This is a genomic window from uncultured Nitratireductor sp. (genome assembly GCF_913053745.1).
In the GTDB taxonomy this organism is placed as follows: Bacteria; Pseudomonadota; Alphaproteobacteria; order Rhizobiales; family Rhizobiaceae; genus Nitratireductor.
The window spans coordinates 26,001-43,217 of sequence record NZ_CAJXGF010000019.1; the positions used below are offsets into that span (position 1 = coordinate 26,001).

At 62.0% G+C, this 17,217-nt stretch carries 17 protein-coding genes; 7 read left to right on the forward strand and 10 right to left on the reverse strand.

The window, feature by feature from the left end:
• Positions 1-6 precede the first annotated feature (6 nt).
• From QZ638_RS05180 to QZ638_RS05225, 10 genes are all read right to left on the reverse strand, one after another.
• Positions 7-930, reverse strand: coding sequence for an ABC transporter permease (locus QZ638_RS05180; protein ID WP_295807736.1), 924 nt, complete (start codon positions 928-930; stop codon positions 7-9).
• Positions 931-1,043: 113 nt separating this feature from the next.
• Positions 1,044-2,573 carry an ABC transporter substrate-binding protein gene (locus QZ638_RS05185; protein WP_295807738.1) on the reverse strand — a complete coding sequence of 510 codons (1,530 nt, stop codon included), beginning with the start codon at positions 2,571-2,573 and terminating at the stop codon, positions 1,044-1,046.
• Positions 2,574-2,613: 40 nt separating this feature from the next.
• The gene (locus QZ638_RS05190) at positions 2,614-4,455 is read right to left on the reverse strand and encodes a dipeptide ABC transporter ATP-binding protein (RefSeq protein WP_295807741.1); all 1,842 of its coding nucleotides are present in this window, start codon (positions 4,453-4,455) and stop codon (positions 2,614-2,616) included.
• A gap of 373 nt (positions 4,456-4,828) precedes the next feature.
• Positions 4,829-5,305, reverse strand: a complete 477-nt coding sequence (locus QZ638_RS05195; protein WP_295807772.1) for a 2,4'-dihydroxyacetophenone dioxygenase family protein — start codon at positions 5,303-5,305, stop codon at positions 4,829-4,831.
• A gap of 60 nt (positions 5,306-5,365) precedes the next feature.
• On the reverse strand, positions 5,366-6,061 hold the full coding sequence (locus tag QZ638_RS05200) for an RraA family protein (RefSeq protein ID WP_295807743.1): 696 nt from the start codon (positions 6,059-6,061) through the stop codon (positions 5,366-5,368).
• 16 nt (positions 6,062-6,077) lie between these two features.
• Positions 6,078-6,782, reverse strand: a complete 705-nt coding sequence (locus QZ638_RS05205) for an SDR family oxidoreductase (RefSeq protein WP_295807745.1) — start codon at positions 6,780-6,782, stop codon at positions 6,078-6,080.
• Positions 6,783-8,294: a tripartite tricarboxylate transporter permease gene (locus QZ638_RS05210; RefSeq protein ID WP_295807748.1), complete on the reverse strand. Its 1,512-nt coding sequence runs from the start codon at positions 8,292-8,294 to the stop codon at positions 6,783-6,785.
• Positions 8,294-8,761 carry a tripartite tricarboxylate transporter TctB family protein gene (locus QZ638_RS05215; protein ID WP_295807749.1) on the reverse strand — a complete coding sequence of 156 codons (468 nt, stop codon included), beginning with the start codon at positions 8,759-8,761 and terminating at the stop codon, positions 8,294-8,296. Before QZ638_RS05215 ends, QZ638_RS05210 begins: the two co-directional genes overlap by 1 nt.
• A 23-nt stretch (positions 8,762-8,784) precedes the next feature.
• Positions 8,785-9,747, reverse strand: coding sequence for a tripartite tricarboxylate transporter substrate binding protein (locus tag QZ638_RS05220; protein WP_295807750.1), 963 nt, complete (start codon positions 9,745-9,747; stop codon positions 8,785-8,787).
• A gap of 24 nt (positions 9,748-9,771) precedes the next feature.
• Positions 9,772-10,530: a FadR/GntR family transcriptional regulator gene (locus QZ638_RS05225; RefSeq protein WP_295807752.1), complete on the reverse strand. Its 759-nt coding sequence runs from the start codon at positions 10,528-10,530 to the stop codon at positions 9,772-9,774.
• 216 nt (positions 10,531-10,746) lie between these two features.
• Here QZ638_RS05225 and QZ638_RS05230 point away from each other — a divergent pair, with 216 nt between their 5' ends.
• The 7 genes from QZ638_RS05230 to QZ638_RS05260 all read left to right on the forward strand — a co-directional run.
• On the forward strand, positions 10,747-11,907 hold the full coding sequence (locus QZ638_RS05230) for a transporter substrate-binding domain-containing protein (protein ID WP_295807754.1): 1,161 nt from the start codon (positions 10,747-10,749) through the stop codon (positions 11,905-11,907).
• Positions 11,904-12,521, forward strand: a complete 618-nt coding sequence (locus QZ638_RS05235) for an ANTAR domain-containing protein (RefSeq protein ID WP_295807755.1) — start codon at positions 11,904-11,906, stop codon at positions 12,519-12,521. The genes QZ638_RS05230 and QZ638_RS05235 overlap by 4 nt, the downstream gene beginning before the upstream one ends.
• A complete protein-coding gene (locus QZ638_RS05240) occupies positions 12,502-13,392 on the forward strand; it encodes an ABC transporter permease (protein WP_295807757.1) in 891 nt (296 codons plus the stop codon). The genes QZ638_RS05235 and QZ638_RS05240 overlap by 20 nt, the downstream gene beginning before the upstream one ends.
• The gene (locus QZ638_RS05245) at positions 13,392-14,312 is read left to right on the forward strand and encodes an ABC transporter permease (protein WP_295807759.1); all 921 of its coding nucleotides are present in this window, start codon (positions 13,392-13,394) and stop codon (positions 14,310-14,312) included. Before QZ638_RS05240 ends, QZ638_RS05245 begins: the two co-directional genes overlap by 1 nt.
• A gap of 46 nt (positions 14,313-14,358) precedes the next feature.
• Complete coding sequence (locus QZ638_RS05250) at positions 14,359-15,987, forward strand: ABC transporter substrate-binding protein (RefSeq protein ID WP_295807761.1); 1,629 nt, start codon at positions 14,359-14,361, stop codon at positions 15,985-15,987.
• A complete protein-coding gene (locus QZ638_RS05255) occupies positions 15,977-16,921 on the forward strand; it encodes an acetamidase/formamidase family protein (RefSeq protein WP_295807763.1) in 945 nt (314 codons plus the stop codon). Before QZ638_RS05250 ends, QZ638_RS05255 begins: the two co-directional genes overlap by 11 nt.
• A 10-nt stretch (positions 16,922-16,931) precedes the next feature.
• Positions 16,932-17,217 (forward strand): ATP-binding cassette domain-containing protein (locus tag QZ638_RS05260; protein ID WP_295807765.1); only part of this gene is annotated, 286 nt, incomplete at its 3' end.

Below are 17,217 nucleotides of genomic sequence, written 5' to 3' on the forward strand. Positions count from 1 at the left end.
TCCTTTCTATCGGTTGCGGATACGCGGATCGACCAGCCCGTAGGCGATGTCAACCAGCAGATTGACGCCGATGATGAGCAGCGAAAGCACGGTGATGACGGCCTGCAGAACCGGATAGTCACGACCCGCCACCGCATCGAAGGCGAGCGTGCCGAGGCCCGGCCAGTTGAACACACGCTCGATGACCACGATGCCGCCCAGAAGGCCGCCGAACTGGAGGCCGAAATAGGTGATGAGCGGAATGGCGCAGTTTCTCAGCGCATGCTTGTAGAGCACCTTGGTCTCGCTGAGGCCCTTGGCGCGGGCGACCTGAATGTATTGCGAGCGGAGCGTCTCGAGCATGGCGGTGCGCACCAGGCGCACATTGGTGGCAGTGAGAATGACGCCCATGGTGACCGCCGGCATGATGAAGCTCGCAAAGCCTCCCATGCCCGACGGCGGCAGCCATTGCAGCATGATGGAGAACACCAGTACCAGCATGATGGCGAGCCAGAAATTGGGGAAGGAAAGACCGACCAGCGACAGGATGCGGATCACCTGATCGGCGGTTTTGCCTTTGTTGACCGCAGCGTGAATGCCGAGCGGAATGGAAATGGCGATAGACACCAGCATGGAGGAAAACGCCAAAGCCAGTGTGGCCGGCAGGGCCCTGGAAATGAGCAGGGAGACCGAGGTTCCGCCAAGGAAGCTGCGGCCGAAATCGCCCACGAACAGGCCTTTGATGAAGTCCCAGTATTGGGAGATGAACGGCTCGTTGAGGCCGAGCGCCTGGCGGATATTCGCCAGATCCTCTTCCGTGACGCTGCCCGCGCCCTGAGAAAGCATGAGTGCTGGATCACCGGTGAGCCGGATGGCGAACGACACCGTGAGGGTGACGACGAAAACGACGAACACCGCTTGCAGGATGCGTTTGAGAAGAAAACTGGCCACCAGAGCCTCCGGGATAAATTCGGTGCGCGCCCGCGTGAGTCCATGCGGTTTGCGCCAGGTTCACAGGCTCGGGGGCGGCAAGAACCGCCCCCGACATTCTTGTCCTGGGAGGACTATTCGACTTCAACCTCGTTGAGACGCATGCGGCTGTCCGGCGGCGCGATGAAATTCTTCACCCGCTTGTTGACGCCATAGAGCGCATTGAGGTTGTAGAGCGGCATTTCGAGAGCGCGATCGGCCGCATAATGTGCGATCTCCTGCAGCACTTTTTCGCGCTTTTCGGCGTCGATCATGGGGCGCTGCGATTCCAGAAGCGCGTCCAGTTCCTTATCGCTGTCATACGGGTTCCAGCGCTCGCCCGTGTGGTACATCAGGTAAGCGGTGTTGTCGTAATCGAGCGTCCAGCCGCCCCAGCTCTGCTGGAACATTTCGCCCGTCTTGCCCTGCGGGATGATGTCGTTGAGCAGGACATTGGTCTCATACGGCTTGATGGTGGCGTTGAGGCCGACCATCTGCAGGTAGCTCGCAACTGCCTGGGTGACTTCGCCAAAGGTGGCGTCATTGCCGCGAATGTCGATCTGGACCGGTGCGCCGGCAGCGATGCCGGCTTCCTTCAGAAGCTCCTTGGCCTTTGCCTGATCGAAGGGCAGCGGCTCCATCTCCGGGTCGTAGCCGAAGGACAGTTCCGACTGGAAGGATGCGATCTGCTTGGCCTGTCCGCCGAGAACGGCGTCGATGATGGCCTTGCGGTCGACGGCCATGATCATCGCTTTGCGCACGCGCTCATCGGCGGTGATGCCGTTGCCGGTGTTGAAGCGCAGTGCATAGACCGTCGGGCTGGTGACGGAGCGGATTTCAAGCTTGTCGTCCGCCTCGATGGTGGGAACCATGGAGATCGGAATGGTCGGCGGGATGACGATGTCGACACGGCCGGCCTGCAGCTCGGCAACGGCGGTGGCCGGCTCCGAGATGAAGCGGTACTCGACGGCATCGAGCTTGGGTGCGCCGCCCCAGTGATCGGCGAAGGCTTCAAGCTTCACGCCGACCTTCGGCTCGTAGGAGGTCATCTTGAACGGGCCGGTGCCGACGGGATTTGCGTTGACGAAATCTTCCTCGTTCTCGGTGACGTATTTTGGCGGCACGATCATCGCGCCATAGCCTGCGAGCTTGGTGATGAGCACCGGATCGGGCTGGGTCAGAACCAGATCCACCGTGAAATCGTCAACGATCTCGACCTTTTCGATGACGGCATAATTGGAGCGCTGCGGGCCCTTCTTGCCTTCTTCGCCAAGCAGACGGTCGAAGGTGAATTTTACGGCCTCGGCGTTGAAATCCTCGCCATTGTGGAACTTGACGCCTTCGCGCAGCTTGAAGCGGAGACGCTTGCCCTCGTCGAGCACGTCCCACTCGGTGGCGAGACCGGGGACGATCTTCGTATCGGGACCACGATAGACCAGGCCGTCATAGATGTTGGTGGCGACGGACGACCAGTTCACCAGGAAGGTGTCGATCGGGTCCCAGCTGCCCGGATCCTGCGGGGAAGAGATGGTGAGCGTGCCTGCGGCCTGCGCCGGCGTGACGCCGAACGGCAGAGCCGCCAGCACGGCGGCGAGCAATGCGCCGCGTGTGATGCCCAATTTCATGGATAAGTCCTCCGTTTCTTTGGTGTTTGTGTTCCAGTGATCAGCCTGTAGCGGCTTGCGCCACCAGATGATCGGGCGCGATTTCCACCAGAGGCTGGATTTCCGGTTCGTCGCCGACCCGGCGGACGGGACTTGGGATCTCGCCTTCCAGCATCGGTCGGTCGGGCCGCTTCGTCGGGTCGGCGACGGGAACGGCCGAGAGCAGCTTTTTCGTGTAAGGGTGCGTTGCCCGCTCGAACACGGCCTCGCGCGAACCCGTCTCGACGATCTGGCCGAGATAGAGCACCGCGACCCGATGGCTGACCTTCTCCACCACGGCCATATCGTGGCTGATGAAAAGATAGGACAGCCCCTCGTCGGCCTGAAGCTCCATCATGAGATTGATAATCTGCGCCTGCACCGACACGTCGAGCGCCGAAAGCGCCTCGTCGGCAATGATGAGTTTTGGCCGCGAGGCGAGTGCGCGTGCGATGCAGATGCGCTGGCGTTGGCCGCCGGAAAATTCATGCGGGTAGCGGCGCGCATGTTCGGGCCTGAGACCGACGCGCTCAAGCAGTTCGTCCACGCGCTTCTGGCGGGCGGCAGAGCCCTCGATCAGACCATGGGTGACGATGGGTTCGGCGATGGAAAAGCCGACCGTGCGGCGCGGATCGAGCGAGGCAAACGGATCCTGAAACACATACTGCACCTTCTGGCGCAGGCTGTGACGCTCGGCCGACGACATGGCTGAGATCGCCTTGCCTTCGAAGAAGATTTCACCGCCCGTCGCTCCCTGAAGTTGCTGGATCGTGCGTCCGATGGTGGACTTGCCGGATCCCGATTCACCGACCAGCGAAAGGGTTTCGCCGGGCCAGATATCGAGGCTCACCTTTTCCACCGCGTGAACACGATGGGTAACGCCGCCGAAGAAGCCCTTCTTGATGTCGAAGCGGGTTTCCAAGCCTTTCAGGCTCAAAAGCGGGGCCTGATCGTAACGCGCCGTGTCCTGCAGGTGTTCTTCGCCGACGATACGGGGCGTTGCGCCATCCATGACGGCAACCGGCAGGCGCTTGGGATATTTTTCGCCGTTCATCGAGCCGAGCGTCGGCACGGCCGACAAGAGGGTCTGCGTATAGGCGTGCTGCGGGTTGGCGAATATCTGGTCGACCGGGCCTTCCTCGACCTTCTGGCCGCGCCACATGACGACCACCTCGTCGGCCACCTCCGCCACCACGCCCATGTCGTGCGTGATGAAGATGACGGCCATGCCGAGCTTTTCCTGCAAATCGCTTACGATGGACAGAATCTGAGCCTGGATGGTGACATCGAGCGCGGTGGTCGGCTCGTCGGCGATCAGCAGCTTTGGCTTGCAGGCCAGCGCCATGGCGATCATGACGCGCTGGCGCATACCGCCGGAAAGCTGGTGTGGATAGCGCGAAAGCAGCGCGCGGGCATCCGGCAGGCGCACCATCTCCAGAAGATCGCCAGCCTGGCGCAGCGCTTCTTTTTTGGAAACGCCCTCATGCAACATAAGCACTTCGGCGATCTGGTCGCCGATGGTGAAGACCGGGTTGAGCGACGTCATCGGCTCCTGAAAGATCATGGCGATGTCCTTGCCGCGGACCCGACGCATGGTATCGACCGATGCGGTTGCCAGATCGATCGCATTGTCACTGCCGTGATCGAACAGGATCTCGCCACCGGCGATGGTGCCATTCATGTGGTCGATCAGACGCATGATGGAGAGCGATGTGACCGACTTGCCGGACCCGGATTCGCCAACGATCGCCAGTGTGCGGCCCGGCGCCACCTTGAAGCTCAGATCGTCCACCACCCGGTTCGAGCCGAACTCGACGGCAAGTGAACGAACATCCAGTAACGTGTCCTGTCCGGGCTGCGGCATTGATACTCCCATCTGGCGGGTGCTCGCAGTTGACTGACAGCGCCGAAATGTCTCGTTGCTCCCGGCATCATCTGGCCCTATTCGATGGCCCAGGCGATCGGGAGACGCTTGATCTCCGCGCTTTGCGAGCGACTTTGGTGCCCAAAGAAAACATTTCCAGACATTTTGTCAATAAATTATCATTGTAGATGCATATAAAAATAAATTATCGCCGTTGATGTAACTGACATCGCCGGCCTCCGGAGGCGCGTTTTCAGAGCCGTCCTGCAGAAGCGCTCGTTCGGTCCTTGTCGAAAGCCCGTGTGAACACTCGGTCGATGTTCCCGCGCCTGCCTCCCAGAGACGACCGGAAGGCACGCTGCCGGTTTGCGTTTCAGCGAATGAATTGATCGACGAAATCACGGCCGAGGCCGACCTTTTCATAGTGCTTGCGGCACATCTCGATCTTTGTGAAGACGTCCTCGAACCCTTCATGCTTGCCCCAGGGATCGACGTAATACATGACGCCGTTCACCTGAAAGAGCGTGATCATCTCCTCAACGTCTTCGGGGACGACGAGCGTGTGGGTTTCGCCCGGCGGCTCATAGACATAGCCCCCCTCCTCGGCCACCCAGTCGTGCTCCAGATAATGCCAGCGCCCCTTGATCACATAGCCGTGAACAGGGTTCGGATGGCGGTGCCTCGCCAGGACACCGGCCTTGCGCACCTTCAAAAGGTTTACCCAATAGCCTTGCGAAGCGTTTAAGCACAGCGGACGGAACCAGACTTGCTCGGCCTGCGGCACCCACACCCGCTCATCCTGCGGGATCACACTGGACACGACGATGTCGCTGCCCGCCTCCGGCGGCATGGGCAACTGATAGGGCATTCTCTTTTCGTCTTCGCTCTGGGCCACATCTTTCTCCTTCGATTACATCACGCCAAAGGTTTCGAAAGCCTCGACCGCGGGCATGCCTTCGCGGATCGCCGTGCCGACGCGGCTTTCCGTCTCGGCCTTTTCCAGCGAGCGGCGCACCACTTCTTCTTCCGCATCCCGGGGAATGATCAGGACGCCCTCACGGTCGCCGAACACGAGCATGCCGGGCTCGACCCGGATGCCCTCGATCTCCACAGACGAACGGAAGTCTATCACCTTGCCGCGCGGCCCCTGATCCTGTGCGTAAACGCCGCGGCAAAAGGTCGGAAAGCCGAGCGCCTCGATGCCGTCGGCATCGCGCACGTATCCGTCAAGAACCGCGCCGGCGGCCTTGAGGAAACCGGCGCGGGTGGCCATGAGCTCGCCCCAGAGCGCATAACGCAGCGATGCGCCCGTGGCCACATAAACCTCGCCCTGCTTCAAATCATCGAGCGCCTCGAGCATCAGGCCGAACGGTTTGTGCGCGAGCGGCCCGCGCGCCTCGGGGCCGCCATCGTCGAACACATCGGCCTCGAGAACGGGCATGGCGCGGCCGACCGTGATCATCTCCTGTTTCAACGGCGCGATGCCGGCCGGTAGAAACTGGCGGCGCAGGCCCAGCTGGTCGAGTATGTCTCCAAGCACGGCGGTGAACAGCCGCTCACGCATGAGCGCGAACATCTCCGTGTCGTTGGCGTAGGGTTTGCTCATCAGGTCAAGTCCTTCTTCAAGAGGCCGAATAACCACCATCCACCGGCAGGATCGCGCCGGTGACGAAAGCGGCTTCGGGGGAAGCGAGAAAACGCGCCGGGCCGGCGAGATCGTCCGGCCTGCCCCAGCGTTTCATGGGCGTGCGCGACAGGATCGCGTCGCTGCGCGCAGGGTCTTCGGTAAGCGCCCTCGTCAGATCGGTGGCGATCCAGCCCGGCGCGATCGCATTGACGCGGATACCGTCCGACGCCCAGGCCATGGCGAGCGACTTCGTCAATTGCGCTACCCCGCCCTTCGAGGCCGCGTAAGCCGGCGAAGTGGCACTGCCGAAATAGGTGAGCATGGATGCGGTGTTGATAATGCAGCCGCCAGCGACCTTTAGCGCCGCATGGGCGGCCTCGCAGCACCGCTGCGTGCCGTTGAGATTGATATCCAGCACGTCGGCGAAGTCCTGCTGCCGAAACTCCGCCTTGTTGCGCCGGATCACGCCGGCGCAATTGATCAGTACGTCGAGACTTTCGAACGCGGCGAAGAACAGGGCGACGCTTTCTGCGTCACGCACATCGAGAACCGCCCCCTCGACACCGTTCGGCAGATCGCCCACGGCGCTTTGCTCATGCCCGGTCGCGACAACGCGTGTGCCCTCCCCGCCTGCGAAGCCGGCGGCAATGGCGCGGCCGATGCCGCTCGACCCGCCGACGACGACAACCGTTCTCGTCATTCATTCAGTCTCCGGTTTTTCGGCGTGGCGCCCACGCCATGCCCTGTGAAGCGACATGCCGATCAAAAGCGCCCAGAGCGTCAATGTCAGCACGCCCAGCGTGCCGCCAATGGGACGGGCAAAGAACTCGGCCAGATGCCCATCCGCCTTGATGATCGACTTCATGAAGTTTTCCTCGACCAGTTGCCCGAGGATCAGCGCCAAGATCATCGGCGCGAGCGGAAAGTCGTTTTCCTCCAGCAGGAAGGCGACGAGCCCCACCACCAACATCACCCACACGTCGAACAGGGTGTTGTTGGCGGCGAACGCGCCGATCACGCAGAACAGGAGGATAATCGGAAACAGGATGTCCTGCGGAATGCCGAGCAGCCGGCGCGAGCCGTACACGGCGGCCAGACCGAGCGGCAGCATCAGGAGATTGGCGAGGACGAAGACCGCGAAGATCGCATTCACCAGCCCGGTGTCCATAACGAAGACCATCGGCCCCGGCGTGATGCCTTTCATCAGAAGGACGCCGATGAGGATAGCGGTGATGGTATCGCCGGGAATGCCGAAAACCAGGCTCGGCACGTAGGCGCCGGACAGAGCCGCGTTGTTGGCACTCGAAGCGCTGACGATGCCCTCGGGATAGCCGGTCCCGAATTTCTCCGGGGATCGGGAGAATTTCTTGGAAATCGCGTAGGCGATCCAGGCGGCGATATCGGCGCCGGCGCCCGGCAGTGCACCGATAACGCTGCCCATGAGCGAGGAACGCGCCACGCCGCCCTTGAAACGCCAAATGGTGCTGCCGACACCCGACACCATCGCGCCGAGCCGTACCGGCGGCGGCGCGGGCAACCGCGAGGGGCGGGCGACCTTGCGCAAGATCTCGGTGATGGCGAACATGCCGATCAGAACCGGGATAATGGAGACGCCGCCGATCAGTTCGGTATCTCCGAAGGTGAAACGTTTGACGCCCATCACAACATCGATGCCGATGGTGGACAGCATGAGACCGACGCACAATGACAAGACGCCCTTCACCGGCGAACTGCTGGACACGAAAATGGCGCAGGACAGGCCAAGCAGCGCCAGCCAGAAATACTCGTAGCTGGAAAAGCCCAGCGATACCGCGGCTATCTGCGGCGCAGCAAAGATGAGAACGGCGACGCCGACGAGGCCGCCAATGGTGGAACACACCATGTTGACGCCGAGCGCCAGTTCGACCTGCCCTTTCTCGCGCATGCGATAGGCTTCGTCCGTGTAGGCCGCCGATGCCGGTGTACCGGGAATGCGCAGAAGTGCGCCGGGAATATCGCCGGCGAAGATGGCCATGGTGGTGGCCGCGACAATCGCGCCGATGGCCGGGATCGGGTCCAGGAAGAACGTAATCGGCACCAGCAGCGCCGTCCCCATGGTCGCGGTAAGGCCGGGAATGGAACCGATCATCAGGCCGTAGGCTGACGCCGCAACGATGATGAAAAATACCTGCGGCTGCAGAACCTCGGCGAAAGCTGTCAGAACGGCGTCCATCAGTAGATCACCTCCGTCAGCAGGCCGAGCGGCAGCGGCACACGCAAAGTATAGGCGAAGAGCAGCCAAAGGGCGGCGGTTCCAAGCAGGGCAATAAGCGCGGAGCGCGCGGGCCTGCCCGTTGTGACGGACAGGAAAGCACCCAGCAGCACCGGCACCAGAAGCGGGAAACCGACCGGCTTGCTCAAATAAATATAGGCGATGACGAAACCCGGCACCCAGACCATGCGATGCAACGTGGCCGGACCGCGCATCCAGTCGGCGACCTCGACGAGTGGCACATGGCTGCGTATCCCACTCCAGATCAGGCCTAGGCCGCCAACCATCATCACGGCCGCGATGATGGCGGGAAACGTGCCGGGGCCGTAAGGCTGGTCCGGCAGGGTGGGGAAGCCTCGAACGGCAAACAGAATGATGGCCGAAAGGAGAACGAAAATTCCTCCTGTCACGGCGTCGTTCATACGCATGGTCTCGGCCTCCCCACGCCCGGTTACTGTTTCAATCCGAGTTTCTCGATGACTTCGGCATTGCTTTTGGAAGCGTCGTCCATGAACGCGCCGAACTCATCCGCAGGAAGCCAGCGCACGCCGAAGCCACGGCTGTTCATGAACTCCTGAAACTCGTCGCTCTGATAGACCGTGTCGAGCGCGGCCTCCACCTTGTCGGCGATTGCCTCATCGAGCCCTTTGGGCCCGACAACGCCGCGCCAGGTGCCGCCGACCGAAGCCGTGCCCACGGCCTCCTCGGCAGTTGGGACGTCGGGGTAGGATGCAAGCCGCTCGTCGGCCAGGACGGCGAGCGTCTTCACCAGACCGGCGTCACGCATCGAGGCGGCCTCCGGCAGCGACGAGGGAACAACGGCGACACCGCCGGCTACCAGTTCCTGAAATCCAGGAGCCGCCCCCTGACTGGGCACCACAGTAAGCGCGGTCGGATCGACACCATTGTCGTTCAGGAAGCTGGCAAAGGCCAAGTGATACGCCGCGCCGACCGGGAACCCGGACGCTTTGAACTCGCCGGGATTGGCCTTGATGTCGTCAAGCGCCTGCTTGGCGTCTTCCCAATCGCTGTCGGCGCGCACATTGAAAGCCGATGCGTCGAAATTGACGAGCGCGATGGGCGTGACATCAGCCGGGGACGCCTGGGATGTGCCAATCGCGGCGTAGGTTGTCAGTTCAGCGGTCGCAAGGCCCAGCGTGTAACCGTCGGGATCGGCGTCGATCATTGCCGTATGGCCGACAATGCCGCCGGCACCGGTGCGGTTGACCACATTCACCGGCGTGCCCAATTGTTCCTGCAGGCCTTTTGCGAGCATGCGGCCCACGGCATCGGTGCCGCCGCCAGCCGACCATGGGACGATCAGCGTGACCGGGCGTTCCGGATATTCGGCGAAGGCCGGGCCGGCAAAGGCCACGGTCGCCGCAAACAGCGTCGTCAGGGTTGCGTATTTCATTGCTTCTCCTCCGTTGATTGGCATTCAGTCGATGCCGGTTGACGATCCGCGCCGTGTTCGCGTCGAACCGAAAAGCTCCTTGGTGTCGGACAGGCTCTGCTCCAGCAGCTTGTCCATTGCCGCACGGGCCCGACCCGGATCGTGCGCGGCGATGGCCTCGTACACGAGACGGTGATTTTTCAGATTCCCCTCGAAATTGCCCGGTTGCTCGATGAGTGCCTCGAAATTGGCGCGCACGGCATGGATGATCGAGCGGATGATGGACTGGATAAATCGGTTGTTTGCCGCATCGGCGACCGCGAGGTGGAAAGCCACATCCACCTTGACCTGTTCGACAGTGCTATCGCTCCCGTGCTGGCCTTCCATGGCACGATAGGCCGCTGCGACGGCCTGCACCTGCTCCGGAGTGGCCGAAACGGCAGCCTCGAAGGCAGCCGCCGGCTCGATGGTCTGGCGGGTTTTCGCCAACTCTTCGAGAAACTGCGGGTCGGCGCGAAAGAACGACCCGAACCAGTCGATCACATCGGGATCGAGCACGTTCCATTCAGCGCGCGGCAAAACCACGGTTCCGCGACGTGGCGCAATGGCCACCATGGACTTGGCGGCGAGCAGCTTCATCGCTTCGCGCAGCGTGTTGCGCGAAACCGCAAAGCGCGACGCAAGCTCCGCTTCCAAAGGCAAACGCTCGCCCTGGGAAAACTCGCCCTCCACAATCGCCTGACCGATGACCTCAGCCGTGATGAAGGCTCCCGACCTCCATGGAGCCGTACCGCGCGACGTCATTGCTCCTCCCTTGAACGCATTGGTAGGATCAATGAGGCATGACGCGATGTCTTGTCAAGCGCCGCACCTTGCTGCGCCGCAGCAATTCGAAATCCACGACGCTCTTGACAGTTTCGCGTCACTGGCTAGGCTTAAGACATAATAAGATTTTGGCATCTGGGCCTCGTTGGGAATATTGTTGTTCCCGCCGGGGCCTTTTGCGTTTGGGGAACGGGTGTGAGCGTTTATCCGGTAGGGGTTTTATTTTCGCGTTCGGGCGGTTACAGCCGTCCGGCCGAGCAAGGCTATTTCGGCGCACTGGCGGCAGTGAGCGACATCAACGCCGACAACGCCTATCCCTTTCAGCTCAAGGTTCATCATGCCGACCCGAAGGGAAATGCCGACCGCTATGCGGAGCTTTGTCGCGATCTGATCCGTAAGTCCGGCGCTCAGCACATCGTCGGCTGCACCACCTCGTGGAGCCGCAAGGAGGTGATCCCTGTCGTTGAAAAGCTCGACGCGCTCTTGTGGTATCCATGCGTTTATGAGGGCTTCGAAGTTTCGGAGAACCTCGTTTACGTGGCCGCCTGCGCCAACCAGCATCTCGTGCCACTGCTCGACCACATCGTTCCGCGTTTCGGCGCCCGCGCCTTCCTGACCGGCTCCAACTACATCTGGGGCTGGGAGACGAACCGCATCGCCCGCGACATCCTCACCCGCTCCGGCGGCGCCGTTTTAGGCGAGCGCTATGTGCCCATAGGCGACGAGGATATTGGCCACTTGATCACGGAAATCCGTGAGAAACGACCGGACTTCATCCTCAACAATCTGATCGGCCCATCCTCCTACGCTTTTCTTGCCGCCTACCGCGCGCTTGGGCAGGAAGATCCGGCCTTTCTGCCGGAAAACTGTCCGGTGATAAGCTGCAATCTCTGCGAGAACGAGACCACGCGGCTCGGCGAAAATGCCGCCGGGCACTATACGGTTTCGAGCTATTTTCGGGCGCTGGCGAGCGAGGAAAACGACCGGTTCGCGGCACGCATGAAGGCCGACAACCCGAGTCAAGTGGCGGATGCCTTCTTCGTACAAGCCTATGCGGCGGTGGTAATGATCGCTGAAGCCATCCGCCAGACCGGCAGCGACGAGGCGCAGGGCGTTCTGGAGGCCGTGCGCAGCAGCGGAACGGCAACGCCGCTCGGTTCCGTACGTGTCGATCGCGGCACGAACCATGTCAGCCTTTGCGGACACATCGGGCGGGCGCGCGCCGATGGCGATTTTGACATCGTGCACCACTGTCGTGAAACCATAACGCCGGATCCCTTCCTGACGGCAACGCCGCTTGACCGGCTGTATGCCAGCAGTGGCGCCGATGCGCGTCAGCTAAGGGTGGTGCGATGAGCCCTTCGCTTGCCCATACCCCCAATTTCGTCGGCTGGCGGGCACTGATCCTGCACCGCCCGCACCAGAACGTGGACGCCCTGAGCGCGCAATGCGCGCGCATCGGCATCACGGCCGAACAGGCCTGGCCCACGCTTGACGATCAAGATGCGATGTCCGGTTTCAACGTGCTCTTGATCGACGCCGATATGGGTCATGACGAACAGTTTCCCTGGGCGCCGGGACTGGCACCCATACCGATCATCGCGCTGATCGGCTCCGAGGCACCGGGCCGGATCGCCTGGACTATCGGCCAGGGGGCGGACGCACAGCTTCTCAAGCCCATCGGCAGCGCCGGGCTCTACAGCGCACTTGTCGTGGCGAGCCAGGGGTTTCTGCGGCGCACGACACAGACCCAGGAAATCGTCCGACTGAAAGACCAACTGGCCAAACGGCAGGTCATTGCCGAGGCGACCGCCATCCTCATGCTGAAACACAATTGCGGTGCCGAGGCCGCCTACAACCGCCTTCGCAAGACAGCCATGGCCGAAAGGCGCTCCATCGAAAGGGCTGCGGCCAGCATCGTCGCTGGCTTCGACACGCACGGACAAACGAATGTCACAAACGGTCGCTGAGACGGAGAGACCCGTGTCGACGCCGTCGGTTCTGGCGCGCCTTCTGCGCCGGCCGCTGGCGCTGACCGGGCTCATCATCATCGCGGTGGTGGTTCTGGCCGCAGTTTTTGCACCATGGCTCGCGCCCTACAATCCCTATGAGCAATTCTTCGAGGGGTTGACCATCGAGGGCGCGCCGCTGCCGCCCAATGCGCAGTTCTGGTTCGGGACGGATCTCGTTGGACGCGATCTTTTCAGCCGTCTCATCTATGGCGCGCAGACATCGCTGGTGATCGGCGTGGTGGCCAACGGCATCGCCGTGGTGATCGGCTCGGCCGTGGGCATTTCGGCCGGCTATTTCCGCGGCTGGGTCGACACGGTGCTGATGCGTTTCACCGATCTGATGATGGCCTTTCCGGCGCTGCTTCTGGCCATCGTTCTGGCGGCGATCTTCAGCCCGAGTCTCTGGATCGTCGCCATGGTGATCGCCATGGTGAACTGGGTGCAGATCGCCCGCGTGACCTACACGGAGACACGCTCCATCGCCGAACGCGATTTCGTCGTGGCCGAGCGCGCCATGGGCGCGGGCGCGGGGCGCATCCTGTTCCGCCACATTCTGCCGCATCTTTTGTCCACCATCATCGTGTGGGCAACGCTCGGCATCGCAACCACCGTGCTTCTGGAGGCAACGCTCTCCTTCCTCGGCATCGGGGTTCAGCCGCCCATTCCTTCCTGGGGCAACATCATTTTCGAAAACCAGACCTATTTCACCTCCGCGCCCTGGCTGGTTTTCATTCCCGGTGCGGCCATTCTGGCGCTCGCGCTAGCCTTCAACCTCGTCGGCGACGCGCTGCGCGATATTCTCGACCCGACACAGCAGGGGCGCCACTGATGCCCGCCTATGTCGCCCGCCGCCTGATCCAAACCGCGCTGATCCTGCTCGGCATCAGCTTCGTGACCTTCGTGCTGCTCTATCTCGTGCCGGCCGATCCGGCACGCCAGATCGCCGGCCGCAGCGCCACCGCGGCCACGGTGGAGAACATCCGCGAGCAGCTTGGCCTCAACCTGCCCTTCTATGAACAGTATCTGCGCTATCTCGGCGGCCTTTTGAACGGCGATCTCGGCCGCTCATATCTGCAAAAGACCGAGGTTTCCGAACTCATCGCTTCCCGCCTGCCGGCCAGCCTTCTCCTGATGGTTGGTGCGATCTTCTGCGAACTCGTGCTCGGATTGACCATGGGTGTGGTGGCGGCGTTGAAACGCGGCTCGCGCACCGACGACACGCTGATGATCGCCTCTTTCGTCGGCGTTTCGGCACCGCAATTCGTGATCGGCATTCTGCTGCTCTACGTCTTCGCGGTGAAGCTCGGCTGGTTCCCCATCGGCGGCTACGGCACGTTTGCGCATCTCGTCCTGCCCTCCATCACGCTCGGCTTTCTGGGAGCCGGCTGGTATTCGCGCATGATGCGTTCGTCGCTGATCGACGTGCTCAGGCAGGATTACATCCGCACCGCCCGCGCCACCGGCGCGACCCGCGCAAAAGTGCTTTTCGGCCATGCGCTGCCCAACGCCATCTTGCCCATCATCGCCATGATCGGCATCGACATCGGGCTTTTCATGTCGGGCATCGTGGTGGTGGAAAGCGTGTTCGGCTGGCCTGGCATCGGTCAGCTCGCCTGGCAGGCGATCCAGCGCGTCGACATTCCCATCATCATGGGTGTCACGCTGGTTTCGGCCTGCGCCATCGTGCTCGGCAATCTGCTTGCCGATCTGATCACCCCACTGATCGACCCGCGCATCAAGCTGCGCTGATGCAAGACAAACAAAACGTGCAGCACCAGAGAAAGGAACACTTGAGATGAGAAAACTGCTTCTGGCCGGCGCCGCCGCCGCTGCCCTTTCCACCTCCGCCATGCTCGTCCCGGCACTTGCCCAGGACATCAAGCAGGGCGGCTCCATGACCGTGACCTACAAGGACGACGTGTCCACGCTCGATCCGGCGATCGGATACGACTGGCAGAACTGGTCGATGATCAAGTCGCTGTTCGACGGGCTGATGGACTATGTGCCTGGCACCACGGAACTGCGCCCGGAAATCGCCGAATCCTACGAGATTTCCGACGACGGCACGGTCTTCACCTTCAAGCTGCGCGAGGGCGTGAAATTCCACAATGGCCGGGCACTGACCGCCGAGGACGTAAAATACTCCATCGAGCGCACGGTGAACCCGAAGACGCAGAGCCCGGGTGCCGGCTTTTTCGGCTCAATCAAGGGCTTTGAGGAAGCCTCCGGCGGCAATGCGGACGGGCTTTCGGGCATCACCGTGGTGGACGATCACACCATCAAATTCGAACTCTCCCGCCCCGACGCAACCTTCCTGCATGTTCTGGCGCTCAACTTCGCCCATGTGGTGCCCAAGGAAGAGGTCGAGAAGCATGGTGCCGATTTCGGCAAGCATCCGGTCGGCTCCGGCGCGTTCAAGCTGGCGGAATGGACGCTTGGCCAGCGCCTGGTCTTCGAACGCTTCGAGGATTACTGGAACTCCGGCGTGCCGAAGCTCGACCAGATCGTCTTCGAGGTCGGGCAGGAGCCGGTGGTTGCGCTGCTGCGTCTTCAGAACGGCGAAGTGGACGCGCCGGGCGACGGCATTCCGCCGGCGAAGTTCATCGAGGTTAAGAACGATCCCAAATTCAAGGATCTGATCATTCAGGGTGGCCAGCTACACACCGGCTATGTGACCATGAATGTGAAGATGGAGCCCTTCGACAAGCCGGAAGTGCGCAAGGCCGTGAACATGGCTATCAACAAGGATCGCATCCTGCGCATCATCAATGGCCGCGCTGTTGCCGCCAACCAGCCGCTGCCGCCTTCCATGCCGGGCTACGCCAAGGATTATGAGGGCTATGCTTATGATCCCGAAGCGGCGAAGGCGCTTCTGGCCGAGGCCGGTCTTGCCGACGGGTTCGAGACCGAACTCTATGTGATGAACACCGACCCGCAGCCGCGTATCGCACAGGCGATCCAGCAGGATCTGAAGGCCATCGGCATCAATGCCTCGATCAAGTCTCTGGCGCAGGCCAATGTGATTGCGGCTGGCGGCGAGGAAGATCAAGCGCCGATGATCTGGTCGGGCGGCATGGCGTGGATTGCCGACTTCCCCGATCCGTCCAACTTCTATGGTCCGATCCTCGGCTGCGACGGCGCGGTGCCGGGTGGTTGGAACTGGGCCTGGTATTGCAATGAGGATCTCGACGCCATGGCGAAGGACGCCGATGCCATGGTCGATCCGGAAAAGGCCGGTGAGCGCGAGGCCATGTGGCGCGACATCTATCTGAAGGTGATGGAAGACGCCCCGTGGGCACCGATTTTCAACGAAGAGCGCTTCACCATTCGCTCCGAACGCATCGGCGGCGACGACAAGCTGTTCGTCGATCCGGTGCACATTCCCGTCCACTATGACGAGGTCTATGCCAAAGATGTGCAATAACTGCGACTACACCATCCACGGGCGCCATCACCACTTTGGGTGGGATCATTCGATCCCGCCCGCAGAACGGGTGACGCCGGGCTCGACGCTGGAATTCGAGTGTCTGGATTCCGGCTCCGGCCATTTTTCGCCGGAAAGCACCGTGGCCGATATCGCGACGCTGGATTTCTCCAAGGTCAATCCGGTCAACGGCCCCATCTATGTGGAGGGGGCCAAGCCGGGTGACGCGCTGAAGGTGGAGATCCTCTCGTTCAAACCGTCCGGCTTCGGCTGGACGGCGAACATTCCCGGCTTCGGCCTTCTGGCGGACCAGTTCGAGGACCCGGCACTGACGTTGTGGAACTATGACGCGACGAGCCTTGAGCCGGCTGCCTTTGGCAAGCATGGCCGTGTTCCGCTCAAACCCTTTGCCGGAACAATCGGGCTGGCACCGGCGGAAGCTGGCTTGCACTCGGTTGTGCCGCCGCGCCGCATGGGCGGCAATCTCGACATTCGCGATCTGGCAGCGGGCACCACGCTCTATCTGCCGGTCGAGGTGGAGGGGGCGCTGTTCTCCATCGGCGACACCCATGCTGCCCAGGGCGATGGCGAAGTGTGCGGCACGGCCATCGAGAGCCAGATGAACGTGGCGGTAAAGCTGGATGTGGTGAAGGATGCCAACCTTGCCATGCCGCGCTTCACCACGCCGGGACCGGTCACGCGGCATCTGGATGCGGAAGGCTATGAGGTGACGACGGGCATCGGCTCCGACCTCATGGAAGGTGCACGCGCTGCTCTTTCCGGCATGATCGACCTTCTGTGTGCCACGCGCGGGCTCTCGCCCGAGGACGCCTACATGCTGTGTTCGGTGTGTGGCGACCTGCGCATCAGCGAGATCGTCGACCAGCCCAACTGGGTGGTCTCGTTCTACTTCCCGCGCATCGTATTCTCGTGAGAAGGGCTCAATGACCATAGCGCGCGCCATGGAAAAAACAGCAAGCACCGGCCTTCTAGAGGTGAGCGGGCTCACCGTACAGGTGGCCACGCCGACGGGCGCGCGCACGGTCGTGGACGATCTGTCTTTCTCGCTGGAACGCGGGAAGACACTTTGTATCGCCGGCGAAAGCGGTTCGGGAAAATCCATGACCGCGCTGTCGCTGATGCAGCTTTTGCCAAAGCCTATGGCGCGCGTCTCGGCGGGGACGGCCACCCTGGCAGGGCGCGACATCCTTGCCCTACCGGAAGCCGAAA